At 38.9% G+C, this 26,254-nt stretch carries 23 protein-coding genes and 1 riboswitch; of the genes, 15 read left to right on the top strand and 8 right to left on the bottom strand.

The annotated features are described in order from the left end of the window. The first annotated feature begins 356 nt into the window (after window positions 1-356). From BLP77_RS16160 to BLP77_RS12270, 5 genes are all read left to right on the top strand, one after another. Window positions 357-482, top strand: coding sequence for a hypothetical protein (locus BLP77_RS16160; protein ID WP_261753343.1), 126 nt, complete (start codon window positions 357-359; stop codon window positions 480-482). Window positions 483-1,226: 744 nt separating this feature from the next. Next, window positions 1,227-2,183, top strand: coding sequence for an AAA family ATPase (locus BLP77_RS12285; RefSeq protein WP_093857430.1), 957 nt, complete (start codon window positions 1,227-1,229; stop codon window positions 2,181-2,183). 1 nt (window position 2,184) lies between these two features. Beyond that, window positions 2,185-3,453, top strand: coding sequence for a DUF58 domain-containing protein (locus BLP77_RS12280; protein ID WP_176753068.1), 1,269 nt, complete (start codon window positions 2,185-2,187; stop codon window positions 3,451-3,453). Beyond that, on the top strand, window positions 3,453-5,663 hold the full coding sequence (locus BLP77_RS12275) for a transglutaminase TgpA family protein (protein WP_093857428.1): 2,211 nt from the start codon (window positions 3,453-3,455) through the stop codon (window positions 5,661-5,663). Before BLP77_RS12280 ends, BLP77_RS12275 begins: the two co-directional genes overlap by 1 nt. A gap of 35 nt (window positions 5,664-5,698) precedes the next feature. After that, window positions 5,699-5,800: riboswitch (purine riboswitch) on the top strand. 114 nt (window positions 5,801-5,914) lie between these two features. Beyond that, a complete protein-coding gene (locus BLP77_RS12270; RefSeq protein WP_176753067.1) occupies window positions 5,915-7,246 on the top strand; it encodes an NCS2 family permease in 1,332 nt (443 codons plus the stop codon). A gap of 1 nt (window position 7,247) precedes the next feature. Here BLP77_RS12270 and BLP77_RS12265 read toward each other — a convergent pair whose 3' ends face one another. Beyond that, entirely contained in the window at window positions 7,248-7,679 is a 432-nt protein-coding gene (locus tag BLP77_RS12265; protein WP_093857427.1) for an Hsp20/alpha crystallin family protein, read from the bottom strand. Between the two features lie 92 nt (window positions 7,680-7,771). Here BLP77_RS12265 and BLP77_RS12260 point away from each other — a divergent pair, with 92 nt between their 5' ends. Then, entirely contained in the window at window positions 7,772-8,338 is a 567-nt protein-coding gene (locus BLP77_RS12260) for a DUF2179 domain-containing protein (protein ID WP_093857426.1), read from the top strand. Beyond that, window positions 8,310-8,495: an NETI motif-containing protein gene (locus tag BLP77_RS12255; protein ID WP_245686876.1), complete on the top strand. Its 186-nt coding sequence runs from the start codon at window positions 8,310-8,312 to the stop codon at window positions 8,493-8,495. Before BLP77_RS12260 ends, BLP77_RS12255 begins: the two co-directional genes overlap by 29 nt. Window positions 8,496-8,527: 32 nt before the next feature. Here the strand turns inward: BLP77_RS12255 and BLP77_RS12250 are convergent, their stop codons facing one another. Then, a complete protein-coding gene (locus tag BLP77_RS12250) occupies window positions 8,528-8,782 on the bottom strand; it encodes a YgaP family membrane protein (protein WP_093857424.1) in 255 nt (84 codons plus the stop codon). A gap of 70 nt (window positions 8,783-8,852) precedes the next feature. Between BLP77_RS12250 and BLP77_RS12245 the strand changes: the two genes are divergently transcribed. From BLP77_RS12245 to BLP77_RS12235, 3 genes are all read left to right on the top strand, one after another. Further along, window positions 8,853-10,598, top strand: a complete 1,746-nt coding sequence (locus tag BLP77_RS12245; RefSeq protein WP_093857423.1) for an adenine deaminase C-terminal domain-containing protein — start codon at window positions 8,853-8,855, stop codon at window positions 10,596-10,598. 130 nt (window positions 10,599-10,728) lie between these two features. Then, window positions 10,729-11,805: a DUF3048 domain-containing protein gene (locus BLP77_RS12240; RefSeq protein WP_093857422.1), complete on the top strand. Its 1,077-nt coding sequence runs from the start codon at window positions 10,729-10,731 to the stop codon at window positions 11,803-11,805. 17 nt (window positions 11,806-11,822) lie between these two features. After that, entirely contained in the window at window positions 11,823-12,131 is a 309-nt protein-coding gene (locus BLP77_RS12235; RefSeq protein WP_093857421.1) for a YerC/YecD family TrpR-related protein, read from the top strand. Between the two features lie 359 nt (window positions 12,132-12,490). On the opposite strand, the gene BLP77_RS12230 is transcribed toward BLP77_RS12235, so the two are convergent. From BLP77_RS12230 to BLP77_RS12215, 4 genes are all read right to left on the bottom strand, one after another. After that, window positions 12,491-14,407: a heavy metal translocating P-type ATPase gene (locus BLP77_RS12230; RefSeq protein ID WP_093857420.1), complete on the bottom strand. Its 1,917-nt coding sequence runs from the start codon at window positions 14,405-14,407 to the stop codon at window positions 12,491-12,493. Between the two features lie 102 nt (window positions 14,408-14,509). After that, window positions 14,510-14,857: a fluoride efflux transporter FluC gene (locus BLP77_RS12225; RefSeq protein WP_093857419.1), complete on the bottom strand. Its 348-nt coding sequence runs from the start codon at window positions 14,855-14,857 to the stop codon at window positions 14,510-14,512. Further along, window positions 14,854-15,237: a fluoride efflux transporter FluC gene (locus BLP77_RS12220; protein ID WP_093857418.1), complete on the bottom strand. Its 384-nt coding sequence runs from the start codon at window positions 15,235-15,237 to the stop codon at window positions 14,854-14,856. Before BLP77_RS12220 ends, BLP77_RS12225 begins: the two co-directional genes overlap by 4 nt. A gap of 88 nt (window positions 15,238-15,325) precedes the next feature. Continuing rightward, window positions 15,326-16,708 (bottom strand): glycine--tRNA ligase, encoded by a 1,383-nt coding sequence (locus tag BLP77_RS12215; protein WP_093857417.1) that lies wholly within the window; start codon window positions 16,706-16,708, stop codon window positions 15,326-15,328. Window positions 16,709-17,216: 508 nt separating this feature from the next. Between BLP77_RS12215 and pcrB the strand changes: the two genes are divergently transcribed. The 5 genes from pcrB to pruA all read left to right on the top strand — a co-directional run bounded on the left by pcrB (window position 17,217) and on the right by pruA (window position 24,943). Next, window positions 17,217-17,912, top strand: a complete 696-nt coding sequence (gene pcrB, locus BLP77_RS12210; protein ID WP_143001440.1) for a heptaprenylglyceryl phosphate synthase — start codon at window positions 17,217-17,219, stop codon at window positions 17,910-17,912. Window positions 17,913-17,925: 13 nt separating this feature from the next. Continuing rightward, window positions 17,926-20,160, top strand: coding sequence for a DNA helicase PcrA (pcrA, locus tag BLP77_RS12205; RefSeq protein ID WP_093857415.1), 2,235 nt, complete (start codon window positions 17,926-17,928; stop codon window positions 20,158-20,160). Window positions 20,161-20,173: 13 nt separating this feature from the next. Next, a complete protein-coding gene (ligA, locus tag BLP77_RS12200; RefSeq protein WP_093857414.1) occupies window positions 20,174-22,171 on the top strand; it encodes an NAD-dependent DNA ligase LigA in 1,998 nt (665 codons plus the stop codon). 12 nt (window positions 22,172-22,183) lie between these two features. Then, entirely contained in the window at window positions 22,184-23,296 is a 1,113-nt protein-coding gene (locus BLP77_RS12195) for a CamS family sex pheromone protein (protein WP_093857413.1), read from the top strand. 99 nt (window positions 23,297-23,395) lie between these two features. Then, the gene (gene pruA / locus BLP77_RS12190) at window positions 23,396-24,943 is read left to right on the top strand and encodes an L-glutamate gamma-semialdehyde dehydrogenase (protein WP_093857412.1); all 1,548 of its coding nucleotides are present in this window, start codon (window positions 23,396-23,398) and stop codon (window positions 24,941-24,943) included. Between the two features lie 138 nt (window positions 24,944-25,081). Here the strand turns inward: pruA and BLP77_RS15885 are convergent, their stop codons facing one another. After that, a complete protein-coding gene (locus BLP77_RS15885) occupies window positions 25,082-25,243 on the bottom strand; it encodes a hypothetical protein (RefSeq protein ID WP_176753066.1) in 162 nt (53 codons plus the stop codon). A gap of 333 nt (window positions 25,244-25,576) precedes the next feature. Further along, window positions 25,577-26,254: a Dph6-related ATP pyrophosphatase gene (locus tag BLP77_RS12185; protein WP_093857411.1), complete on the bottom strand. Its 678-nt coding sequence runs from the start codon at window positions 26,252-26,254 to the stop codon at window positions 25,577-25,579.

Genomic DNA, 26,254 nt, shown 5'->3' with positions numbered 1-26,254 from the left:
AAGACAATCTACGGTTCCCTGTTAGGGACGGCTGCTTGCGATAAAACCATTTCTTCCGTAGATCAGCTACCGCAAGTAAAGTAGATTTTAGCCCCAGGTTACACCTCCTTCAGTTTCATTTGATGTTGGTCTAACCATAAGGTTTTATGAACGACATTCCATAATGACCATAAATGGATGTCTTTAAAATTGTTTATGTTATGAAGCAACATTCCTAGATACTTACGCTGCCTTTGATTAAGTCCTCAACTAGTTCTTGCTCTCCATTTATACTTTTTTTTCAAGAATAATAATCTTACAACCTAACCCATTTAAGGTGAATAAACGGTATGCGGAAGATGCTGTATTGTTAGCGCATGAAAGAACGTCTAGCAGAATATTCTGTTTCCAATAATTACAAAATTAATCATATTTTTGAAGATGCCGCTAGTGGTTTAAATGAAAACCGGTTAAAGGAAGAATCTGCTTTTTTCAATGTCTGACACATTTCATTGTGGAGAATCTAATTATTTATTAACTGTGATTAACTCCTTTCTTTATTATTATACCCCATTATATTCAACACAATCAACAAAAGCCACAAACTCAACAAATTAAAAGGTTACAAGTAAAGCTGTCCATGTTTACCATTAAAATAAACGGGAATATAAAATTCGAGCATTAGTTTTTAAGGATAACGGGAGTGTCTTATTCCGCAAGCTCTGATTTAACCCTCAAACCATAAAAAGTCCACTATCTGCCCCATAGCAAAAACTAATAAGTGAAGTACATCACTTTTTTCTGTAAATCAGGCATATGCTCAATTTCATCAAATAACTTTCTGAAACTTCAGAAAACATCAACTGAAATCCTATTTTTTACAAACGAATCAAAATATATTAATGTTATCATAGAGTTAAGCATAAGTTGAAGGGGAATAACATGGAGAAGTGTTTTTGTTATGAAAAATTTAAGGACCGACTACCCAAGGATTTTCGTCCGACCTGCTTTAAAGAAAAGTGTCGGAACTATCGTGAGAATATGAAAAGATTACAAGAAAAATCACAGAAAGATAAAGATTGATAGTATAATTTTTCTGACAATTAGTTAAACTTTTATAGTATGATAGAGTTAGGCAAAATGTAAGATTTTGTTTGTTAAAGTAACCCAAATGCTGGGTGCATATTCTAAGCAAGTTAGATTTCTTTGTTTAGAGAGATAGAAGTTAGTAATAGGAGGTAGAAGGGATGACACAACAGATGACAGCTCAACAATCAAAGGTTGAACAGTTGTTAGATAATATGGAAAAAGTTATGGTCGGAAATCGTGAGGCCATTGAATTAAGTCTATTAGCTTTACTTGCTGAGGGGCATGTTTTACTTGAGGATGTACCTGGTGTAGGTAAAACAATGCTTGTTCGGGCGTTGGCAAAGTCATTTGACTTGGAATTTAAACGAATTCAATTCACACCTGATTTGTTACCATCTGATGTGACAGGTGTTTCCATTTATAATCAGAAAGAGATGAATTTTGAGTTTCGTCCAGGTCCGATTTTAGGAAACATTGTATTAGCCGATGAGATTAATCGTACTTCGCCGAAAACACAATCCGCCTTACTAGAAAGTATGGAGGAAAGAAATATTACGGTTGATGGGACTACAATGGAATTAAAGCGTCCTTTTTTTGTGATGGCGACACAAAACCCGATTGAGTATGAGGGGACTTATCCATTACCTGAAGCCCAGTTGGATCGTTTTCTACTAAAGTTAAGTCTTGGGTATCCAACGAAGGATGAGGAAATTCAAATGCTTGATCGGACGTCGTCTGTACATCCGATTGATCGTTTAGATGCTGTGATGCAGAAGGAAGATCTCATCCAGCTTCAAGAGGAAGTTAAGGATGTTTATGTTAGTGATGCGATTAAAAAATATATTGTTTACATTGTGAATGGCACTAGAACGCATCCATTACTTGAACTCGGAGCCAGTCCGCGTGCATCTATTTCTATGATGAAAGCGGCAAAAGCCTATGCCTTTATTCAAAAGCGTGACTATGTTTTACCAGATGATATTAAGCATTTAACTTCACACGTATTAGGTCACCGGGTGATTATTTCTTCCGAGGCCAAATTCGAAGGGAAAACACCAGCGTCCATTCTTAATGACATTGTCAAAAAAACAATTGTACCGATTGAACGAGGTTAATATGTTAAAACCAATAGGAACGATTATCCGTTTTATCCTAGTATTGCTGTTACTTGGGGCATTATTTTCGTATGCAATGTTTCAAGGTGGATTTGTGAGCTGGTTTTTATTCTTTGGTTTTGTGCCGATATTGCTTTATTCATTTTTAATGATATTTTACCCGTTGTCGTTATTGAAAGTTGAACGTCACGTATCAAGAAAACACATGCAGGCTGGGCAGACGTTAAATGTCAATTTAACGATCAAAAGTCCAATCCCGTTTCCGATATTATTTATTATTGTCGAGGATCAATTACCGAGAAGCATTAATTACAGTGATACGCGGCATTTTAAATACCAATATTTACGGAAGCCTGAATCTTTGTTAAACCGTAAAATGAATAAAACGATTTTATTTCCGCGGTTTAGAAGACGTGTGGTTTACTCCTATGAAGTTCCTTCAATTCCAAGGGGGAAGCACCATCTTGAAAATGTTAAAATCTTAACAGGTGATTTCCTTGGACTTGTAAAAAAAGAGAAGGTCTACTCCGTTCCAATGGATCTTTTAGTTGAACCAAGGGAAATTAATTTAAATATAAATTCAGAAATAGCACATTTTGAAGAAGGCGAACAAAGTGCTTATTCGATCAAAGCCAATCATACGAATTTAGTTTCGGGTGTAAGAGATTATGCGCCAGGTGATCGTGTTTCTTGGTTAGATTGGAAAACGACAGCTAAAAAGCAAAAGCTTGTCACAAAGGAGTTTGAACAGGAGAAGCATAAGGATTTAGCGATTGTGTTAAATGTAATCAATCAAGATGAAAAGGATTGGCTAGCGTTTGAAGCATGTGTTGAAGTAGCTAACTCGATTGCACGACATTCTATTGGTGACCATGGTCGCGTGTCCTTCGTTGCGATTGGCAATCAACGTAGGGAAGTGAAATTAGATCAAGGGAGACGCCAATTAGATCAGTTAACGCGCTTCCTCTCAGAAATTCAGTTGGTTGAAGAAGAAGCGCCTTTTTCTTTAAAACTATTAAAAGAAGGAACGTTAATTTCGAATGATCGTAATCTAGTTGTCATAACACATCATATCGACCAACGATTATTCCGATCGCTTTTACAGATTAATCAACAGGATGCTAAAATTAGCTTGATTTTTATTAAAGGTAAGCATGAGATGACGAGTGAGCTAAGGTCTTCGTTCGATCAGCTTGATCAACATGGCATAATCGTAACTTGGCTCCATGAAGATAGATTGACACGGAAATCGATAGAGGTGAATACCTGATGCGAGACGTCAAGAAAGAAAATCAAATCATATCGCTAGTCTTGTATTTTGGTGGATTAATTCTACTTCTTGAGTGGATTTATCCACTGGCTCAAGTTACGGATACAGGTCATACGTCAGCCTTTTTCTTGTATATCATTTTATGCTTTATTTTATCGGCATCTTATCTACCATGGTGGATTGTATCACCGTTAAAATTTTTAGGGATGTTATTTGTCCTTCATCAAATTTTCTTTAATGAACCATTCCTTTCTAGAGAATGGTTTGCGCAATTATTCGCGGATATTCAGGTGAATCTGTCCGCTGTTTTTTCACAGGATTGGTTTCAATTATCATCGAGCTTTAGAACCTTTTTATTCCTCATTCTCTTATGGATGATGAGTTATTTATTATATTACTGGTTTGCTGTACGGAAGAAGCCGTTCTCATTTACGTTATTTACGTTTATTTATTTAACCGTGCTTGATACGTTTACAACCTTTGATGCGACGAACGCTATTTTGCGAGCGTTTGTGATAGGTGTCGCATTGCTTGGCATAGCTCATCTTCAGCATATGGTTGAAAAGGAAAAACTCCGTACACCACCTATGAAAACGTTAGTGAAATGGGTTGCGCCTTTATTGGTTGTGATTGGGTTTAGTACGGTCATCGGTTATGCCGCACCGAAATATGATCCGATTTGGCCAGATCCAGTTCCATTTCTTCAGAGTGCAGCGGAAAATGGAATTGGTGGCGAAGGGCCGGGTGGTAGCGTTCAGAAAATCGGTTATGGTGAAAATGACCAGCGCCTTGGCGGTGGCTTTGTGATGGATGATACGACTGTGTTTTATGCACAGGCACCGAAGTCGCAATATTGGAAGGTCGAGACGAAGGATACCTATACCGGAAAAGGTTGGGTAAGAAGTGATGAAGGTGAGTTTACGAATTCCTCTGGAGATGTTCATGGCTTGCAGGAATATCGTGATATCGTTGAATTAAATGAAGATCAAGCCCATATCCAGTTTGAAGAACCGGGTTTATTAAATAAATTAGTTTATATGTATGGAACGGAGCAAATCCTTTCTAATCAAGACAATATGACGGTGAATTATAATACGGCTACAGGTGAAGTGTTTTCAATAGTTGATGATGAAAATAGATTACCTGATGAATATCAGTTAGAGGTTTTAAGACCGTTTTACCCCATTAATGAAATGAGGAAAATTACAGGGGGGCAAAATCAAGACCATTTAGCTGATTACCTTCAATTGCCAGATACATTACCTGACAGAGTGGTAAATTTAGCTGAAGAGGTCGTAGCTGATGAAGATAATCGTTACGATAAGGCAAAGGCGATAGAGGATTACTTTACTCGAGAGGGCTTTCGCTATGAAACACAGGATGTTCCTGTGCCTGACGATGATGAGGATTATGTTGATCAATTTTTATTTGAAAGCCAAGTCGGTTATTGTGATAACTTCTCAACATCGATGGTCGTTATGCTAAGAGCTATTGATATCCCAGCTAGATGGGTAAAAGGCTTTACAGGTGGCGAACGAGTCGTTGGCGAGGATATGTTTGAAGGCAGTCAACCCGAGTATGAAATTCAAAATAATAATGCTCACTCATGGGTTGAGGTTTATTTTCCGAATGTAGGTTGGGTACCATTCGAGCCTACGGTTGGTTTTAGTAACCCAAGTAATTTTGTTTCAGGTGAAGATATTAATGATATTTTAGAGCGTGAACAGGATTACCAAACGCCAGAACCAACAGAACAGCCTGATTTACAAGAAGAAGATTCAGATGACAGTGAAGATGAGGAGGAAAACCAAGCCGGAGCTTTCTTCTCCTTATCTAATCCGACGAAATATCTGTTAATCGGAGTAGCTGTCGTGCTACTCGGTTTAATCTTCTGGTTGGTCATGAAAAAACGGTACGCCATTCTTGGGAAGTGGAAAAAGAAACAAATGGCTCATAATCGAGATGTCGCTACGTTTACAGATGGTTATCAATTTATTTTGAAATTATTAGCAAATCAAGGCCTGGCGCTTGAAGAGGGTCAGACGTTAAATGAATACGCACAAAAAGTTGACCGTTGGTATGGTCACTCTGATATGTCAGCCTTAACGCGTTATTATGAACGTACGGTTTATCGTGATGAACCGTTAGATCGTAATCATCATGAGATTTATAGGCTTTGGAATCGAGTCGTAGAAAATTTATTGGGTTGACGAATTTTGTAAAGGCGTGTAAAGTATAATTGTAAAAAATAAAAAATGAAACACCTCGTATAATATTAGGGATATGGCCTAAGAGTTTCTACCGGACCACCGTAAATGGTTCGACTACGGGGATTGCGCATATAGATGATGTCGTCATGTTTATAATAGGCGACTGTCTTTAATGCAATTTTCCTCGTAAAACTCTTGGTGAAAACCAAGAGTTTTTTGTTTTTTTGGTGTTTCTAGGGGAGGAAACCATAATGAAAAATTACTTCAAGTTCGATCAACACGGTACGAACTATCGCCGTGAGACGATCGCTGGGATTACGACTTTCCTAGCGATGGCATATATTTTGTTTGTAAACCCTAGTGTGCTTTCACTTGATGGTATCGATCTACCCGAGGGAGTTACTAGAATGGATAAAGGCGCTATCTTTACTGCAACAGCTTTAGCCGCTGCCATCGGGACTTTAATTATGGGGCTATTAGCTAAATATCCGATTGCATTAGCGCCGGGTATGGGCTTAAATGCGTTTTTTGCTTATACGGTTGTATTAGGCTATGGTATTCCATGGGAGACAGCCTTAGCGGGTGTGCTTGCTTCAGGACTAATTTTCATCGTGTTAACACTCACTGGTATTCGCGAACGCGTCATTAATGCGATTCCTAAAAACTTAAAACTAGCTGTTGGGGCTGGTATTGGAATTTATATTGCATTTATCGGTCTTACAAACGTGGGAATTATCGAGGCTAACCCGGATACCTTTTTGGCATTAGGTGATCTTACAGAACCGACAACTTTATTAGCCATTTTCGGTGTGTTTGTGACGGTTATTTTATTAGTTAAAGGCTTTAAGGGTGGCGTTTTTTATGGCATGATCGTCACGGCTATTGCGGGTATGGTCGTTGGATTAATCGACCCACCATCAGGCGTGAATGATGTTGTAGGATCTGTTCCAAGCTTAGAACCAACATTTGGTGTGGCGCTTGATCATTTTGGTGAAATTTTCACGCTTGAGATGCTTGTTGTGATTATGACGTTCTTATTTGTTGACTTCTTTGATACAGCCGGCACATTAGTCGCAGTGGCAACACAGGGTGGCTTAATGAAGAATGATAAGCTGCCACGTGCTAGTCGCGCATTATTCTCTGACTCAACAGCTACGGTAGCGGGTTCCGTTTTAGGGACGTCAACGACAACGTCATTTATAGAATCCACTACAGGTGTCGGTGCCGGTGGTCGTACAGGGTTTGCTTCCGTTGTGACAGCTGGTTTATTCTTATTAGCTTTATTCTTTTCACCATTATTAAGTGTTGTAACCTCCGAAGTGACAGCTCCGGCCTTAATCATTGTCGGAATTTTAATGGCAGCTAACTTAAAAGAAGTGGATTGGGATAAGCTCGAAATCGCTGTACCTGCATTTTTAACTGTCATTGCGATGCCACTGACGTATAGTATCGCTACAGGTATAGCAGTCGGATTTATCTTTTATCCCATTACCATGATCGTTAAAGGCCGCGGTAAAGAAATTCATCCGATCATGTATGGCTTATTTGTGATATTCATTCTATACTTTATCTTTTTAGCGTAAGTTATTTATCGCCATCCTTAATCGAGATGGACCGTGACTTTTTATTGTCTTGAACGTCTTTGTATAAATGAATCCAGACGAGTCCATGTTCATAACGGGCATTGACCTTGTCATCTCTTACTCTATAAGGGAGCTCAATCGTTCGGTTGAAGCTCCCTTGTACTATTTCTTCTTCAATTAATTCATAACCTGAAGCTGGAATGGTTATGTCCCCTTCGATTTGAATATTATAGCCATCTACTTGGCAGTCAATTTGTTTGATTTGCCGAATTCCGGGAATGTTAATGACACATAAAATTTCATAATCTTTGCGATATATATTGACGTACGGGATATTCGGTTTTAGAATACCTTCAAATTCATTCCAAAATGATTCTCCAAAAAATCGATCAATATTGTCACGCCATTCATGCATATGCTTGAATGAATTCATGTTTATCACCTACTTAATGTTTTGTTTTAGCATATGCAATGGGTGTATGACTTGATATATGAATTGATTTGGAGAGGAAGGAGATGTCAGATATGCTTGAAAATGGCATCGTCATGCTTGTGATTATTTTAAGTGTAAATATTGTCTATGTATCTTTATTAACGGTTCGAATGATTTTTACGTTAAAAGGAAAAAGATATCTCGCTGCATCTGTTGGAGTATTTGAAATAACAGCCTATACGCTAGGTCTTGGATTAGTTTTAGAAAACCTTGATCAAATCCAAAACTTAATTGCTTATGCTTTAGGTTTTGGGTTAGGGGTGATCTCTGGGATGAAGATTGAAGAAAAGCTTGCGATTGGTTATATTACGGTTAATGTGGTATCTTCTAATCCAGATATTCCATTTACGGAATCATTAAGGGAAAAAGGCTATGGGGTGACCAGTTGGTTTGCTTATGGTATGGAAGGGGACCGATTAGTTATTCAAGTTTTAACACCGCGTCGATATGAGTTTATGCTATATGAAACGATTAAAGACATTGACCCTAAGGCCTTTATCATCGCTTATGAACCACGGCAAATTTTTGGTGGTTTCTGGGTTAAGAAAGTGAAGGGGAGACGATTAAAACGTGAAGAAGAAAAGATACAGAGTGAGTGATTTTTCATCGGTAAATGAATGCGTTGATCAAATCAAAAAGGACGGATATATGCCGGTTAAACGAATTGAGAAACCGGTATTTAAGGAGCAAAATAATCAGGACCCTGAGCCCGTTAGACAAGAGATTATCTTTGAAGCGGTACCTTTGGATAAATAAAAAAACTGTCAGATCAAATCTGACAGTTTGGCTTAACTCGGATTAATTGCATCGGAATCGTGTTGGGAGGAATGCTCGTCTTGGTTCATTCTTTGTTGAACCGCGTCTGTAACTGGGCAGTATCGAACAATACCTTCGCCAACTTTCATGGCTGATAATAATACAATGGTCCAGTAGCTTTGGTTCCATGGACGCTTAATGAGTCGAACTGTCCCAAAGACGATAAAAAATAAGCCACACGTAATTCGAGTTAAAGCATTAATGGTCCCAATGTTTTGTTTTCCCATTTTACCCCTTCCCTTCACAGTTTTAATGTATTAAAATCTAAGTAATGATAGTTTGAAACGGGGGATATTGATGAACGAACATCTGTACAGATGGCGAAATCGACAGCTAAGAGAGCATGTTGCCGTTGTAGACGGCCATCTGGCGCCAACAAAAATTCTCAAGCAAGCAACATACTTAAACGTTTTTCTTAAAAAATGGATGACGGCGAATATATGGATTTATGAAGATCGCATCGTTTATGTTGGTGAAGAATTACCAGAAAAAATGTCACCTAAAACGGAAGTGATCAACTGTAAGGGACGATATTTAGTCCCAGGCTATATCGAACCACATTCGCATCCATTTCAGTTATATAATCCCCATTCTTTAGCGGAATATGCACTGAAAACAGGAACGTCTACATTAGTCAATGATAATCTGATGTGGCTATTATTATTGGATGATAAGAAAGCGTTTTCTCTACTGGATGAGTTACAAAACATGCCAGTGTCGTTGTTTTGGTGGGCGCGCTTTAGCTCGCAATCAGAGCTAAGAGAGGAAGTAGAGTTTTTAGATGATGAAGATGTATTAAAATGGCTAAATCATGAAGCGGTCATTCAAGGTGGCGAGCTTACGAACTGGCCGGATATTTTACGTGAAGACGAACGTGGATTGTACTGGATGCAAGAAACGAAGCGTCTACGCAAAGTCGTTGAAGGTCATTTCCCTGGTGCTTCTAAAAAAACATTAACGAAAATGAAATTATTGGGAGCTGATGGGGATCATGAATCCATTTCAGGTGAAGAACTGTACCGTAGGCTTGAGCTTGGATATTATGCGGCGATTCGTCAATCGTCTATTCGACCAGACTTAAGAAAGGTACTTCAGGATCTTAACGAACTAGAACTTAATGTTTGGGACTATGTCCTTTATACGACAGATGGTTCGACGCCGTCGTTTTATGATAAAGGTATTATTAATGAATGTATTCAAATTGCCATTGAAGAAGGTGTTCCGTTAGAGGATGCTTATTCGATGGCGACGATTAATCCAGCTAAATATTTTTCTTTAGATAACCGTCTCGGCAGCATTGCCCCCGGACGAGTCGCACATATTAATTTTTTACATTCTAAGGAAGACCCAACACCAGCCTCCGTATTGGCCAAAGGAGAATGGATCGTTAAAGATCATGAATATGTCGGTCAGCCTTATGAGATGGATTGGGAAAAATTCCAATTAACCAAAATGGAGATTGATTGGGAGCTAGACCCTGATGAATTGCGTTTTTCAATGCCAGTTGGAATGGAAATGGTGAATGATGTCATTATGAAACCCTATCCGATTCGTTCTGAAGCGGACAAAAATGTTTTGGCACGATCAGAGGATGAAGCTTATGTGATGCTAATCGATCGTGATGGTGAATGGCGCGTATCAACTTATTTAAAAGGGTTTACAAAACGACTAGGCGGGTTAGTAAGCTCTTACTCCAACACGGGAGATATTATTTTAGTTGGAAAAAGTAAACGAGATATGAAATTAGCTTTTGATCGAATGAAGGAAATAGGTGGTGGCATCGTGATTGCCCATGCAGGTGAAGTGATCTTTGAATTACCACTTCCAATCAGAGGTGTGATGACGAATATACCAATGGAGGAGTTAATTGAAAAAGAGAGAGAATTAAAGAAATTACTCCAAGACTTTGGTTATTCGCACAGTGACCCTGTCTATACGTTATTATTCTTATCGTCAACACACTTACCTTACATTCGAATTACGCCAGTCGGTATCATGGATGTTATAAAAAAAGAAATACTTTTTCCGGCTATCATGCGTTAAAGAAAACTCGTCGATTGACGAGCCTTTTAGGCGAAGTCAGAGACGTAGTTGCACTTATGCAGGTAAGTTAAAATTTATACTTTCTTACCTGCTAAAATAGAAACAGACTAGACAGAAGAGGATGTGGAATATGAGAAAATTTATCACAATCATGATAGCATTTTTAGTCTTATTATTGGCTGCCTGTAGTGAGGAAGGCCAAGAGGAGCCAGTAGAAGATCAGGAAACTGAACCGGTAACTAATCCTGAAGCGGAAGAAAGTGAACCAGAAGAGCTTGAAGAGCCGGAAGAGGAGCCAGAGCCTGAATTCACGTACCCTCTAACAGGAATAGGGACAGATGAAAAACCAACCAACCGCGTGCTTGCGGTTATGATAAATAACCATAATCGAGCCCGTCCACAAACAGGACTCGTTAAAGCTGATATGGTCTATGAATTTTTAGCTGAAGGTCCAATTTCGCGCTTTTTAGCCTTGTATCATAGTGACATTCCTGACGTTGTGGGACCAGTTCGTAGTGCAAGGGAATATTACATTGAAACAGCCAAGGCTCATAATGCTTTATATGTGTATCATGGCGCAGCAGCCTTTTTAGAAGTAGATCTGCGTGCCGGTTGGGTTGATAATTTAAACGGAATGTATTACGATAATGATCAATTTTTATTCAAACGTGAATCATTCCGACGAGCACCACATAATTCATATGCTTTACTTCCAAACGCTTATGAAGTGGCAGCTAGAAATAATTTAGATAGAGAAATGGAACATGAATCTTGGGATTTCATGACTGATGAAGAGCTTGAAAACATTGAAGGTGAAGAGGCTCACCAAGTCAATATTAATTACTTTGATAATTTACACGTATCCTATACGTATGACCCTGAAAATGAAGTCTATACGAGATACAGTGACGGTGAAAAAACAGCTGACCTTAACACGGAAGAACCGATGCAAGTATCCAATATTTTAATCTATGAAACAGAACACCGCGTCATTGATGATCAGTTAAGACGCTTTATTGATTTAGAATCAGGAGGTAATGGTTATTTAGTTCAGAAAGGAAAAATTAAACCGATTGAATGGCGAAATGTTGATGGCTTAATGAAACCGTTTATTGATGGCGAAATTGCCAAATTAGCCCCAGGAAAGACATGGATTAATGTTATCCCACTATCACCAGGGATTGAACAAGCGGTTACATTTGAATAATAAGGAGGCTTAAGCACATGCAAATTGATAAATTGCGTGGAAGAGAGTTAGATCAATTATTTGAGGCAATCCTAACATTAAAAGATGTAGAAGAATGCTATCGGTTTTTCGACGATGTCGCAACCGTTAATGAAATCCAAGCCTTAGCTCAACGCCTAGACGTTGCACGTATGCTACGCGAAGGTCATACGTATCATCGAATCGAAGAAGAGACGAGTGCCTCAACAGCAACGATTTCACGCGTGAAGCGTTGCTTGAATTATGGGAATGACGCTTACGAGCTTGTGTTAGACCGATTACATGAAGATGAGAATCAGGAAAAATAGTGCAATGGAGCTTGCAGGAAAACTTGAAGTTTTTCTGCAAGCTTTTTTTTCAAATGTTGGATATTGAAGTCGTTCATTGGGGATTTCTGATAACGAAATGGGGTATTCAGAGCAGCTAATGGGCAAAAAAACACGTTTATTGGGGAATCAGAGCCTTTCATTGGGCACTCAGCCTAGTTGATTGGGGAATTAGCATACATTAATGGGGAATCAGCGTCATTCAATGGGGAAAAATATATTAGAATTCATTTTTAGTAACGTGGGCTTTAGATGAATAATCTCAAATAAAAATAGAACTTCCATATAATTGGAAGTTCTATTTTTTTCGTTAATAGAGCTTTTGAATTAAGGGATTTAAACTATTCTTTCAAAAGTCTTAAACCATTCAGAATTACGAGTATCGTACTTCCTTCGTGACCTACTACCCCAATTGGTAGTGTAAGGTTTTGTGAGAAGTTGGCCGCAATCAATAGTATGATAACGGCAATTGAAAATATTAGATTTTGTTTAATGATTCGATTAAGTCTTGTCGATAGCTTAAAAGATTGTGAGATTTTTTCGAGTTCACTATTCATGAGAACCATATCGGATGTTTCGATTGCAACATCGGTACCATTCCCCATAGCAATTCCGATATCTGATTTGGCCATGGCAGGAGCATCGTTGACCCCATCACCGACCATTGTGACAGATCCATACTTATCTTTTAATTTTTCAATTTCATGGACTTTTTGTTCAGGTAAGCACTCTGAAATCCATTCTGTTAAACCAGCTTCATGACTAATAGCAGTAGCTGTTTTTTCGTTATCACCGGTAATTATAATCGTTTTTACACCACGGTTATTTAACGTTTCAATGAGTTGTTTGGCTTCGGGACGAATTTGGTCTTTTACAGCTAACATACCAATCAACACATTATTCTTCACCGTGTAGATGATAGTTTTACCTTCGTCTTGTAACATGCCACGTTGTTTATGGAAATGCTCAGGTATTTGAACAGACTGACTATCTAGTAAACGTTGATTCCCCACATACCAAGTATCTTGGTCAATGATTGCTTTAACACCGTGTCCTGGAATATCCTCTATTGAAGTTACTTTATGGTCTGTTTTTAGATCATGTGATTTACCGTAATCGACAATCGCTTGAGCCAGTGGGTGACTAGACTGTTGTTCGATTGCTATAAGGTGTTTTAACACTTCTTCATCATCTTGCTTTACCGTATAGACATCTGTTACTTCGGGTTGCCCTTTCGTAATCGTTCCCGTTTTATCAAAAGCAATGGTTTTCATCTTAGATAATTGCTCTAAGTCATGGCCGCCTTTTAGTAAAACACCGTTACGAGCTCCGTTACTAATCGCTGAAAGTAGAGCTGGCATAATCGATGCAACGACAGCACATGGTGAAGCGACAACCAGTAATACCATAGCTCGATAAAACGTTTCGTCAAAATTCCAGCTAAAAGCAAATGGGGGAATAACAAGCATTAGCGCAACCACAGCCAGAACAGTGATAACATATGGGCCTTCAATTTTTTCAATTAACTGCTGACTTGGAGGACGATTATTTTTGGCATCCTCAACGAGCTGAATCATCTTTTGAAAGAGGGAATCTTCATTTTTCTTGGTCACTTCAACAACGATGGACCCACTACCATTTATTGTTCCGTTAAATACGTCGTCTCCACGCTGCTTATCCACGGGTAAGGATTCACCTGTTATCGCTGATTCATCAATAGCGGTAACACCATTTAAGACCTTGCCATCTGCTGGGGTCCTTTCACCGTTTCGGATTAAAATTCGATCCCCGATGTTCAGTTGATTGACCGGAACAGTTGTGATCGATTCATCATCATTTAATAAATGTGCTTCAACAGGTGCTAATTCAACTAATTTGGATAAATCTTTTTCACTTTTTTGTAATGAATAAGTCTCTAGAGCTCCGCTTAGTGAGAAGATAAAGATTAAAATCGCGCCTTCTTGCCAATATCCGATAGAGGCTGCCCCGATAGCTGCTATAATCATGAGAATTTCAACGTTTAGGCTTCGATCATAAATGAGATCTTGAATACCTTCTTTCGCTTTATAGTATCCACCAATCATATAGGCCGCGATATATAGAACGGCCGATAGAAATCCAATATGTGATGATTCACTTATATAAGCGGCAACGACTAATAACCCACCTAAAATTGAAAAAATAAGCTCTCTATGAGTTGAAAGTAATTGTATAAAGCGATGTGTGTGGACCGTTTTATAGTTTTTAGACATTTCCATTTATCATGTCCTCCTTAATACCAATGATTTTATAATAACAGTTATTAATTTATAATTATTATAAATAAAAGATAACACACCTTCCCCTAGGAGGAAAGTGTTTTACTTAAAAATTAAGAAAAAGATACTAAAGGCGAGGATGGTGCCGATGATGGTCGTTATGAGGTAGAGTGTGAGTGTAAGCCATTGACGTTGTTGGATCAGTTTCATACTTTCGACGCTAAAGGTTGAAAAGGTCGTAAAAGCACCGAGAAAGCCAACAGCCAAAAAAACAAACCATGAACTGGTTTTTAATAAAGTTGCAAAGCAAACCCCGAGTAAGGCAGATCCCATTAAGTTTATAATTAGAGTTGAATAAGGAAAATGACTATTTTTCTTAAAAAGATTAGCGGCTTCGAAACGGGCTATCGAACCCAATGCCCCACCTAGTGCTATTAATATTAGGTTCATTGGCTAACCCTCTTTTCTAGCCATTGCTTCAGTATATAAAATCCGAAAAATGCGAGTAGGATACCGCTAATCACAGAGCCCCCAATGTAAGCCATGGAGTCAATGTAAGTCTCACCCATCCATAATTGTGTAGCATCAGCAGCAAACATGGACATTGTTGTAAATGAACCACAAAACCCAATCCCGAAAATCAGATGGCCCTTGTTTTGACTATGTATGTATAAATATGCAGTCATTCCGCCGAGTAGTAGGCTACCAATTGAATTGACGAATAAAGTGGCGAATGGTGTAGTGATAGCTTCAGAGATACCTCCTCTTAAGAGTGTACCTAAAGCGCCACCAGCTCCTATGTAAAGCCATTGTACTATTTTTTGTTGCATTATTAATTCTCCTTTAAGTGCTGTTACTCCAATTTTATCATTTTGGTTGAATAAAAGCCTCTATCATTCTGCGATAGAGGCTTTAATCTTAGTATTTAACTTTTTCCTGTAAGAAGGATTGTAGTTCAGATATAGGCATACGTGTTTGTTCCATGGTATCACGGTCACGAACGGTAACTTGACCGTCATCTTTAGAATCAAAATCATACGTGATACAAAACGGTGTACCGATTTCGTCATGACGACGATAACGTTTACCAATTGAGCCTGCTTCATCATAGTCGACCATGAAGTCTTGAGATAAATCAGCGAAAACTTCCTGCGCTTCTTCTGACAGCTTTTTCGAAAGTGGGAAAACAGCTACTTTATACGGTGCAACCGCTGGGTGGAAATTCATGACGGTACGTGTTGAACCATCCTCAAGCTCTTCTTCTTGGAAAGCGTCTGCTAGGAAGGCAAGAGCTAAACGATCGGCACCTAATGCCGGCTCAATGACATATGGAACATAACGTTCATTCGTTTGTTGTTCAATGTATTCCATATCCTCACCGGAATGCTCAGCGTGCTGCTTTAAATCATAATCGGTACGTGATGCAACACCCCAGAGCTCACCCCAACCGAATGGGAATAGATACTCAAGATCTGTTGTCGCATCACTGTAATGTGATAACTCTTCTTCATCGTGTACACGGCGTCGAACTTTTTCTGAATCTAGGCCTAGATTGAGTAACCAATTGTGACAAAAGTCTAACCAGTAAGTGAACCATTCTTTTTCTTCACCAGGCTTACAGAAAAACTCCATTTCCATCTGCTCGAATTCACGGGTACGGAAGATGAAGTTACCTGGTGTGATTTCGTTACGAAAGCTTTTTCCGATTTGTGCAATTCCGAATGGAAGCTTTTTCCGCATTGAGCGTTGCACATTTTTGAAGTTGACAAAAATACCTTGTGCCGTTTCCGGACGCATGTAAATTTCATCTGAAGAATCTTCAGTTACCCCTTGATGGGTTTTAAACATTAAATTGAACTGACGAATTCCGGTAAAGTTATCAGATTCGCAATTTGGGCAAGTGATTCCTTCTTCTTCAATAATTTTTTCAAGCTGATCAAAAGACATACCGTCTACGACGCGTTCTTCTCCTTTTGCTTCAAAATGGTTTTCAATTAAATGATCGGCACGGTGACGAGACTTACAATCCTTACAATCAATCATTGGATCGTTAAAGTTACCTAGGTGTCCAGATGCTTCCCAAGTTTTTGGGTTCATTAAAATGGCTGCATCTAAACCGACATTATAAGGGGATTGCTGAACGAACTTTTTCCACCAAGCTTCTTTTAAATTTTTCTTCATTTCGATACCTAATGGACCGTAGTCCCAAGTGTTCGCTAGGCCACCGTAAATTTCCGAGCCTTGAAAAATAAATCCACGGTGTTTAGCGTGATTAACGAGCTCTTCCATATTTTTTGCCATGGTTTTGGCCTCCTTCATCTTAATCTTATTCTAAATAAAAAACTCTCATCCACGTGGGCCAATCTAGCCCAGGGACGAGAGTGTATTTCCCGCGGTTCCACCCTGATTGACATGCTTAGGCATGCCCACTTTCAGAACGAAAAACTCCAGGTTGCCGTTTCGCCAAACCTTGCTTTCAGGCTTTCACCATCCCTGAATCGCTTTGAGCATAGAGCCTAGCTACTATTAACCCTTCATAGTTTATATGTAATTTGCTACCTTATATTAGCATATTGTACGACGCTTCTCAACTTTTATGTGAGCGTTGCATGAATGAAAAATACCCAAATAAAATTTAGAAATACCCTGATAAAATTTGAAAACACCCAAATAATTTTACTGAAAACCCTAATAAACTAATGAAATACCCAATAAAAACTTTATCTTATATCTTGATGAAACGGTGAAACTCGGACCTTATTTCTGATATAATGAGAAGGCGAAGAAGTCAGTTGGAGGAATGAAAGTGATCGAAGACTATCGACAGTGGCGACATGTGTTTAAGCTGGATCCAAATAAAGAAATATCAGATGAAGATTTAGAAGCACTATGTGAATCAGGAACAGATGCTATTATTGTCGGTGGGACAGATGATGTGACATTAGATGATGTTCTGAACACACTAGCGCGCGTGAGACGATTTACGGTACCGTGTGTCTTAGAAGTATCAAATTTGGAGTCTGTTACACCAGGCTTTGATTTTTATTTAATCCCCATGGTGTTAAATAGTGATAATCGTGAATGGATTATTGGTTTACATCAAGAAGCGGTCAAAGCTTATGGTGAGTTCATTGAATGGGACGAGCTTTTAGCAGAAGGCTACATCATGCTAAATCCTGATTCAAAGGCTTATCAATATACGAATGCGAAAACTACCAATGAAGAAGACGTTCTGGCTTATGCGCAGACTGCAGAAAAGTTAATGCGTCTACCGTTTGTTTACTTAGAATATAGTGGGATTTACGGAGAACCGCAATTAGTAAAAAATGTGCATGATACTTTAGATCATGCGCTGTTAATTTACGGTGGCGGTATTCAAACGAAACAACAGGCAACTGAAATGGCAGAAAGCGCTGATATTGTTGTAGTTGGTAATGTTATATATGAGGATATTAAAGCAGCGTTACGAACGGTACATGCTGTGAAAAAAGTGAAATTGAATTAAAGGTGGGTTTAACGTGAGTTTAACAGCTAATGAAATTTTAAGTGGCATGAATGAACCGCAACAGGAAGCGGTTAAACATACAGAGGGACCTTTACTCATTATGGCCGGTGCTGGAAGTGGTAAGACACGGGTTTTGACACATCGGATTGCTTACCTTCTATCAGAAAAGGATGTTAATCCCTATAATGTGCTGGCGATTACGTTTACAAATAAAGCTGCCCGTGAAATGAAAGAACGTGTTGAGAATTTAGTTGGTGAAGATGCGAAGGATATTATTATGTCGACGTTTCACTCACTGTGTGTAAGAATTTTGCGTCGTGATGGTGATCGCATCGGACTTGACCGGAATTTTGCGATATATGATATGACCGATCAGTTATCTGTTGTGAAAGAAGCACTCCGCTTAAATAACTTAGATCCGAAAAAGTTTGAACCGAAGACCGTGCTTTTTACAATTAGTGGTGCAAAAAATCAGTTGAAAACGCCAAAAGAATTTAAAGAAGAAGCTAATAATTATTTTGAAGAGACCATCGCGCAATTATATGAATCTTATGAAGCCATTTTAAGAAAGAACCAAGCGATCGACTTCGATGGTTTAATAATGGAAACCATTAATTTGTTTAAACGGGTACCAGAAGTCTTGCAGTTTTATCAAAATCGTTTTCATTACATACATGTTGATGAGTATCAGGATACGAACCGAGCGCAATATCAATTAGTTAATATGCTAGCTTCACGTTTTAAAAATCTGTGTGTAGTTGGCGATTCCGACCAATCCATTTACAAATGGCGCGGAGCAGACATTTATAACATTCTATCATTTGAAGAAGACTATCCTAATGCGAAGGTGACTTTACTTGAACAAAACTATCGTTCGACGAAAATGATTTTACAAGCAGCGAATGATGTCATTGAAAAAAATACATCAAGAAAACCGAAGAAGCTTTGGACCGATAATCCAGATGGTACTAAAATTCGCATATTTGAAGCTTTCGATGAAAGGCAGGAAGCACGCTATGTCGTCGATCAAATTCAGGAGATCACCGAAGAAGGAAATCGCGAATACCGTGACTTTGCGGTTCTTTATCGAACGAATGCCCAATCGCGTGCGATGGAGGATGTGTTCATGAAATCAGACATCCCTTATCAAATCATCGGTGGGACAAAGTTCTATGATCGTAAGGAAATTAAAGACCTACTTGCTTATTTACGATTGATAGCCAATCCACATGACGACATCAGTTTAACTCGAGTCGTTAATGTCCCGAAGCGTGGCATTGGGAAAACATCAATTGAAAAATTACAGATGCATGCCGAAATGAGTGACCAATCATTATTTGACGCTATTTTGGAATCTGATTTTGCCGGTATTTCAAAGAAAGCCGTCAACCAAATACATGCTTTTCGCCAACTTATTGAGCAATGGCAAAAGCAACAAGAATTTTTAAGTGTGACGGAGCTCGTGCAAGAGGTCTTAACACGGTCAGGTTATGAAGAGGAATTGAATAAGGATCGCTCCATTGAGGCACAAGGCCGTTTAGAAAACTTAGATGAATTTAAAACGGTCACGCAACAATTTGAGGAGACGAATGACGACCAATCTTTAATTGCCTTTTTAACCGACCTGGCGTTAGTGTCGGATTTGGATCAAACAGACGTTGAAACAGATAACAAGGTTACTTTGATGACGTTACATTCTGCTAAGGGGCTAGAGTTTCCGATTGTCTTTTTAATTGGAATGGAGGAAAATATTTTTCCACATAGTCGTTCTCTTTTTGAAGAAGAGGAGATGGAAGAAGAACGACGCTTGGCTTATGTTGGAATTACACGTGCTGAGCAGTTATTGTACTTAACTTATGCTTCATCACGTACGATATTTGGCCGACCCCAAAGCAATCAGCCAAGTCGTTTTATTGGTGAAATTCCAAGTGAACTCGTCGAACGGGAAGGGACACTTAGTGGTATGGCCTTCCAAGCTGGTGGGAGCTTTGACCAAGCTATTCATGAGCTTTCAAATAAACAGGAGCAACCTAAACCGAAACGCCGTGCTCGCAAAATGCAGAATCAACCGACATCACCACAAAACTGGTCTCCAGGTGATAAGGTAGCACATAAAAAATGGGGCCAAGGTACTGTTGTTAAGGTTGAAGGAGACGGAGAGGATATTGAATTAGATATTGCTTTCCCTTCTCCAGTTGGAGTGAAGCGTTTATTAGCACAATTTGCACCTATTAACAAAATCGAATAAAGAGGTGGCATTCATGAATCGTGAAGAAGCTACAAAGAAAATAGAATCTTTAAGAGATGAATTACGTCAGTATAATTATGAATATCATGTGTTAGATCGACCATCTGTACCGGACCACGTTTATGACCAAAAACTCCATGAATTAATCGCGTTGGAGGAACAGTTTCCAGAGTTCGTAACCGAGGATTCACCAACCCAACGCGTGGGGGGACAGCCACTCGATAAGTTCGAAAAGGTTAATCATGAAGTTCCAATGCTTAGTCTGGGTAATGCTTTTGGTGAAGACGATTTACGTGATTTTGATCGTCGTGTCCGCGAACGTGTCAGTGATTACCGCTATGTTTGTGAGCTAAAAATCGATGGGCTTGCGATTTCATTGCGTTATGAAGATGGACGATTTGTTCGAGGTGCGACACGAGGTGATGGTCGAACTGGTGAAGATATTACCAATAATTTAAGGACGATTCGAAGCATACCACTTAAAATAAATGAAGAGGAAACGATTGAAGTTCGCGGTGAGGCGTTTATGCCGAAAAAATCCTTTTTAGCATTAAATGAGGCACGTGAACAAAATGGCGAAGAACTTTTTGCCAATCCAAGAAATGCTGCAGCGGGCTCACTGAGACAACTCGACCCTAAGATAGCAGCTAAACGGAACCTCGATATTTTCGTCTACAGTGTCGGTCAGTGGGAAGCTGGTTCGATCAGCAGTCACAGTGAACGGTTAGCCTACCTTAAAAAATTAGGTTTCAAAACAAATCCAGAAACACGCACCTTTGATTCAATTGAGGACGTGATTCAATATACCGAAGAGTGGACTGTTAAGCGAAGTGAGCTTGAATATGAAATTGATGGTATCGTCATCAAAGTTGATTCAGTGGATCAACAAGAAGAGCTAGGGTTTACAGCGAAAAATCCACGCTGGGCCATAGCGTATAAATTTCCAGCTGAAGAAGCGATTACAACTTTACATGATATTGAATTAAGCGTTGGGAGGACGGGAGCTGTTACGCCAACTGCTATATTAGAGCCAGTACAGGTTGCTGGAACAACGGTACAACGGGCATCATTGCACAACGAAGATTTAATTATTGAGAAGGATATTCGTATTGGCGATACAGTTGTGATAAAAAAAGCCGGTGACATCATTCCGGAAGTTGTACGCGTTGTAGAAGATGAACGCTCTGGTGATGAAAAACTTTTCCGAATGCCAGACAACTGTCCGGTTTGTGGTAGTCGATTAGAAAAAATAGATGACGAAGTTGCCTGGCGTTGTATTAACCCTAACTGTGAGGCTCAGCTTAAAGAAGGTTTAATCCACTTTGTTTCCCGTAACGCGATGAATATTGATGGATTAGGCGAAAAAGTGATTGAGCAGCTATTTGACAACGAATTAATCCAAACGATTGCTGATTTATATCAATTAAATCCCGATGACTTATTGAAGCTAGAACGTATGGGTGAAAAATCAGTGTCAAACCTATTAGAGGCGATTAATGCATCTAAAGAAAATTCCTTAGAGCGGTTACTGTTTGGTCTAGGTATTCGTTATGTTGGAAGTAAAGCAGCCGATACATTAGGAGCTCATTTTAAAACAATGGATCGTTTAATGAACGCAACGGTTGAAGAGCTTGAAAACGTTCCGGAAATCGGAACCAAAATGGCTGAGTCAATTGCGGCTTATTTTGAAAAACCACAGGCCAAAACATTACTTTCAGACTTGCAAAGACTTGGTTTAAACATGGAATATTTAGGTTCAACAACAGAGGCGAGTAGTGACTCTCCATTCTATGAAAAAACGGTTGTTTTAACTGGAAAATTAGAATCATTAACACGCGGTGAAGCCAAGGAACAGATTGAATCATTAGGCGGTAAAATCACGGGCAGTGTTAGTAAGAATACTGATTTATTAATCGCTGGAGAAGATGCTGGTTCAAAATTAGATAAAGCAAAAAAATTGGACGTTAAGGTTTGGAATGAACAACAGTTAATAGAAGCATTGAATGCTTAGGGGGTGGGAAATATGAAGAGAATGGCCATCCTTCTCACCGTATTGATCGTCGTATCAGGATGTGCGCCGCAATATGATACGGAAGAAGAGGTTATACAAGATAATACGGAAGAAACAGATGAGGAACAGCGGTTTATAGTTCCAAATAATATTTCGGAAAATGAATATCAAACCATTCTGCCTTATCAACCTAGTGCAGCAAGAGGTGTGATTACCAATCAGGTTTCAAACCGATACGATATTGATGAATTAGAACAAGGATTAATTCGTCATGCCAAAAGCACCTTTGATCCTGAAGAGTATTTATTTCAGGAAGGACAGTATTTGACCGAGGATATGATTTTAGGCTGGATTGACGATTTAAATCCAGCAGATAAGAATAGCCCTGATAAAGAGTATCATGAAGAGAATCCACGTGTTTTTTCACACGTATTAGAGCATAATTATTTGGTGCGCGGTGAAGAGAATCGTGTGGAACTTGCTGGAATTACACTAGGGATTGCTTTGAAATCAGAGTACGCCTTTCAAACTGAAATCGGAGGAACGACTTATTATACCGAAATCAGTATGGAAGAGATGCTAGAAACCGGTAAGGAAGTAACGGAAAATTTATTATCACGAATTCGTGATATAGAAGAACTACAAGAGGTACCTATAATGGTTGCACTATATCGTGAAAATAAGACAAATGCTATTACACCGGGTAATTATGTAGCTAAAGCAGAAGTTGAACCGCTAGAGCAAACGGTAAATGAATGGGAAACGATCAATGAAAATTATGTATTATTCCCATCTAATGAAGCAGAAACCGATTACTATGAACAATCCGAAACGATGCGTGAATTTTCTCAAAGTGTTCAAAATTATTTTCCCAATTATATAGGTGTTGTCGGTAAAGGTTTTTACATTAATGATCAATTACAGGAGCTGTCTATTAATATTCCAATTGAGTTTTACGGTAAACAGGAAGTCATTGGATTAACGCAACATTTATACGGATTAATTTTGGAACATTTCCCTAATAATTACGATGTAGAAGTGACTGTTGAATCGCCAAGCAAACAAGAAGCCTTACTGATTAGGGAAGCTGGTGAAGAAGAGCCGATTACACATATTTATGAATAAATAGATTTTTTTCAATTTGATTGACTTTCAGATTTCGTTTAAAATAGACAATGGAAGCGCTACAATAGCGATAATAATAGTTTATAGGGAGGCTTTAACATGGTACAACCATACCGTCACGAACCGTTTACAGATTTTTCCGTCGAGGAAAACAAAAAAGAAATGGAAGAAGCTCTTAGCCAAGTAAAACAAGAACTAGGTCAAGAATACCCACTTATCATTGGTGGAGAACGTATTTATACGGATAGCAAAATTGAATCGGCGAATCCGGCTAAAAAGGATGAAGTCGTTGGATATGTATCAAAAGCTGATAAGGAATTAGCTGAAAAGGCTATGCAGGTTGCAGATGAAACATTTGGCTGGTGGAGAAAATCAACACCAGAAATGCGTGCCGATATTTTATTCCGTGCAGCTGCGATTGTCCGCCGCCGCAAGCATGAATTCAGTGCTTGGATCATTCATGAAGGTGGTAAACCGTGGAAGGAAGCGGATGCTGATATTGCAGAAGGAATCGATTTCCTAGAATATTATGGACGTCAAATGCTAGAAATTGCAGAAGGTAAAGAAATTAATAGCCGTCCGGTTGAAAATAATCGCTTTAGCTACATTCCATTAGGTGTTGGTTTAGTCGTTTCACCATGGAACTTCTTATTCGCAATTATGTGTGGTACAGCTGTTTCTCCAATGGTTACAGGTAACACAGTACTATTAAAACCAGCTAGTGCAACACCTGTTATTTCGTATAAACTTATGGAAGTGTTAGAAGAAGCAGGTATGCCAGCAGGTGTTATTAACTATATTCCTGGTAGCGGCGGAGAAATCGGTGACTACTTAGTTGAACATCCGAAAACTCGTTTTGTTAGCTTCACAGGATCGCGTGAAGTGGGAACAGGCATTTATGAAAAAGCCGCAAAAGTTCAGCCAGGTCAGAAATGGCTAAAACGTGTTGTGGCTGAAATGGGTGGTAAGGATACGATTGTTGTAGATAACGATTGTGACTTAGAATTAGCAGCTGAATCAGTTATGAACTCAGCTTTCGGATTCCAGGGTCAAAAATGTTCAGCATGTTCTCGCGTTGTGGCGCATGAGGACGTATATGATGATTTACTAGACCGTGTCGTTGAATTAACAAAAGGTATTGATGTTGGTAATACAACAGATAACAATCACTTCATGGGACCAGTCATTGACCAAGGTGCTTATGACAAGATTATGGGCTACATTGAAACGGGTAAAAATGAAGGAAAATTAGCACATGGTGGAAATGGCGACAACTCTAAAGGCTATTTCATCGACCCAACTATTTTTGCAGATGTTGATCCAGAAGGAACGATTATGCAGGAAGAAATTTTTGGACCAGTTGTCGCATTCACCAAAGCGAAAGACTTCGATGAAGCGATTGATATTGCTAATAACACGGAATATGGACTAACAGGTGCTGTTATTTCAAATAACCGTAACCATTTAGAAATTGCTCGCGAAGACTTCCACGTTGGTAACTTATACTTCAACCGTGGTTGTACAGCAGCAATTGTAGGTTATCACCCATTCGGTGGATTTAACATGTCTGGTACAGATTCAAAAGCAGGTGGACCTGATTACCTTTACAACTTCATGCAAGGTAAGACGGTTTCAGAAATGTTATAAAAAAGTAATCTCATTCGGTTAAAAAATAAGTTATAATTATATGAGAGATGTATAAAATGGGTAAGGGAAGGAAATGCGAAAGCACTTCCTTCCCCTTTATGCAGTTTACGCCACAAGATCGTGGCTAACGGAAACACATTATGCTATTTTGACACGCTGTCTTGCTTCCGCTAAAAGCAAGGCAGCTTCTTCTTTGCCAATGAACAGTACGATTGGCATTACGATAATTGGCGTATCTAATGTATACAAGAATCCGCCCATTACCGCCAGTATTACAAAAACACTTTCGTAATACCTCATTTATAACCCCTCCTTTCACCGTTTTAGCCCAAACGACAGGACAAGGGCACCCACCACTACCTTGCTTTGTAAACTGCTTGGCTCAATTATAACAATATTCACAATATTCTCGCATGATTAAATGGTAACAATGATTTTAGTTTATTTTTTCAATAATTCAATAGTACTAGTTTTATAATATAACTGTTGTTATATTATAAAAGTGCTAAAAATGCCTTCATGTCAGTTGTTCTCTGTATTTTGAAATCAAGATAATTGAAAGCCTCAATCTAAAGTCTCAGTTATTGTAGTGCGATAGTATTTCTAGACAAGCCTAAAACTTATGGCCTATCATTATGATCCGAAGTTGTTTACAGTCAAGTCCTGATAGGTATAAAACGATTGCTCAACTTGTCGGTCATTAACTTTAACAGGAATAGGTACTTTAAATAATGGACCATCGATCACAAATGTATGAAATTCCCCATTTTCTCCACAAGGGTCTACATCGTTAGGAAGCTGATTGATTAATGATTGATTAATCACTTGTCCAAGAAACTCATTGGGAACCTTTTTCGGATCAATGGTTGTAATAATCGTTTGGTATCCTAGTTTCAGGAATTCATTCATTAACGACTGCGTTGACTCTCCCCAAACTGGAAAGATAGGTTGAATCGCTCCCTTCGCCAAATTATTTTCACGGTACTCACGAATATCCTTTAAATTTATATCACCAAAAGCAACATGAGTGATCCCATCACGCTCAGCTTCAAACATCACGTCATTCATAGCTTTTTCATATTGTTCATTAGTGCAATTTTTCGGTAAGTAAACCTTCTTAATTGGAAAGCCTAAAGCTTTTGCCTGCAAATCAACTAGTTCGTCACGAATACCGTGGATACTACTCCGTTCATACTCCCCGCTCATCGTAATGAGTAAATATTCGATTTTGTATTTAGGATCGTGGTCCAGTCTATGTAAAGCTAGCATGGAGTCTTTACCGCCACTGAATGAGACCATGACTTTGTTCAT

This window comes from Tenuibacillus multivorans (genome assembly GCF_900103915.1).
GTDB lineage: Bacteria > Bacillota > Bacilli > Bacillales > Alkalibacillaceae > Tenuibacillus > Tenuibacillus multivorans.
The sequence above is the reverse complement of the archived record's forward strand: the minus strand, read 5'-3'. Positions and strand labels throughout refer to the sequence as shown.

Excerpts from the sequence above, each read along its gene's own strand:
- BLP77_RS12240 (WP_093857422.1), top strand. The coding sequence starts at position 10,729 with ATGAGAAAATTTATCACAATCATGATAGCATTTTTAGTCTTATTATTG.
- BLP77_RS12250 (WP_093857424.1), bottom strand. The coding sequence starts at position 8,782 with ATGGGAAAACAAAACATTGGGACCATTAATGCTTTAACTCGAATTACG.
- BLP77_RS12230 (WP_093857420.1), bottom strand. The coding sequence starts at position 14,407 with ATGGAAATGTCTAAAAACTATAAAACGGTCCACACACATCGCTTTATA.
- BLP77_RS12235 (WP_093857421.1), top strand. The coding sequence starts at position 11,823 with ATGCAAATTGATAAATTGCGTGGAAGAGAGTTAGATCAATTATTTGAG.
- BLP77_RS12220 (WP_093857418.1), bottom strand. The coding sequence starts at position 15,237 with ATGCAACAAAAAATAGTACAATGGCTTTACATAGGAGCTGGTGGCGCT.
- BLP77_RS12285 (WP_093857430.1), top strand. The coding sequence starts at position 1,227 with ATGACACAACAGATGACAGCTCAACAATCAAAGGTTGAACAGTTGTTA.
- pruA (WP_093857412.1), top strand. The coding sequence starts at position 23,396 with ATGGTACAACCATACCGTCACGAACCGTTTACAGATTTTTCCGTCGAG.
- BLP77_RS12270 (WP_176753067.1), top strand. The coding sequence starts at position 5,915 with ATGAAAAATTACTTCAAGTTCGATCAACACGGTACGAACTATCGCCGT.
- BLP77_RS12275 (WP_093857428.1), top strand. The coding sequence starts at position 3,453 with ATGCGAGACGTCAAGAAAGAAAATCAAATCATATCGCTAGTCTTGTAT.
- BLP77_RS12245 (WP_093857423.1), top strand. The coding sequence starts at position 8,853 with ATGAACGAACATCTGTACAGATGGCGAAATCGACAGCTAAGAGAGCAT.
- BLP77_RS16160 (WP_261753343.1), top strand. The coding sequence starts at position 357 with ATGAAAGAACGTCTAGCAGAATATTCTGTTTCCAATAATTACAAAATT.
- BLP77_RS12225 (WP_093857419.1), bottom strand. The coding sequence starts at position 14,857 with ATGAACCTAATATTAATAGCACTAGGTGGGGCATTGGGTTCGATAGCC.
- BLP77_RS12195 (WP_093857413.1), top strand. The coding sequence starts at position 22,184 with ATGAAGAGAATGGCCATCCTTCTCACCGTATTGATCGTCGTATCAGGA.
- ligA (WP_093857414.1), top strand. The coding sequence starts at position 20,174 with ATGAATCGTGAAGAAGCTACAAAGAAAATAGAATCTTTAAGAGATGAA.
- BLP77_RS12185 (WP_093857411.1), bottom strand. The coding sequence starts at position 26,254 with ATGAACAAAGTCATGGTCTCATTCAGTGGCGGTAAAGACTCCATGCTA.
- BLP77_RS12280 (WP_176753068.1), top strand. The coding sequence starts at position 2,185 with ATGTTAAAACCAATAGGAACGATTATCCGTTTTATCCTAGTATTGCTG.
- BLP77_RS15885 (WP_176753066.1), bottom strand. The coding sequence starts at position 25,243 with ATGAGGTATTACGAAAGTGTTTTTGTAATACTGGCGGTAATGGGCGGA.
- BLP77_RS12215 (WP_093857417.1), bottom strand. The coding sequence starts at position 16,708 with ATGGCAAAAAATATGGAAGAGCTCGTTAATCACGCTAAACACCGTGGA.
- BLP77_RS12265 (WP_093857427.1), bottom strand. The coding sequence starts at position 7,679 with ATGAATTCATTCAAGCATATGCATGAATGGCGTGACAATATTGATCGA.
- BLP77_RS12260 (WP_093857426.1), top strand. The coding sequence starts at position 7,772 with ATGCTTGAAAATGGCATCGTCATGCTTGTGATTATTTTAAGTGTAAAT.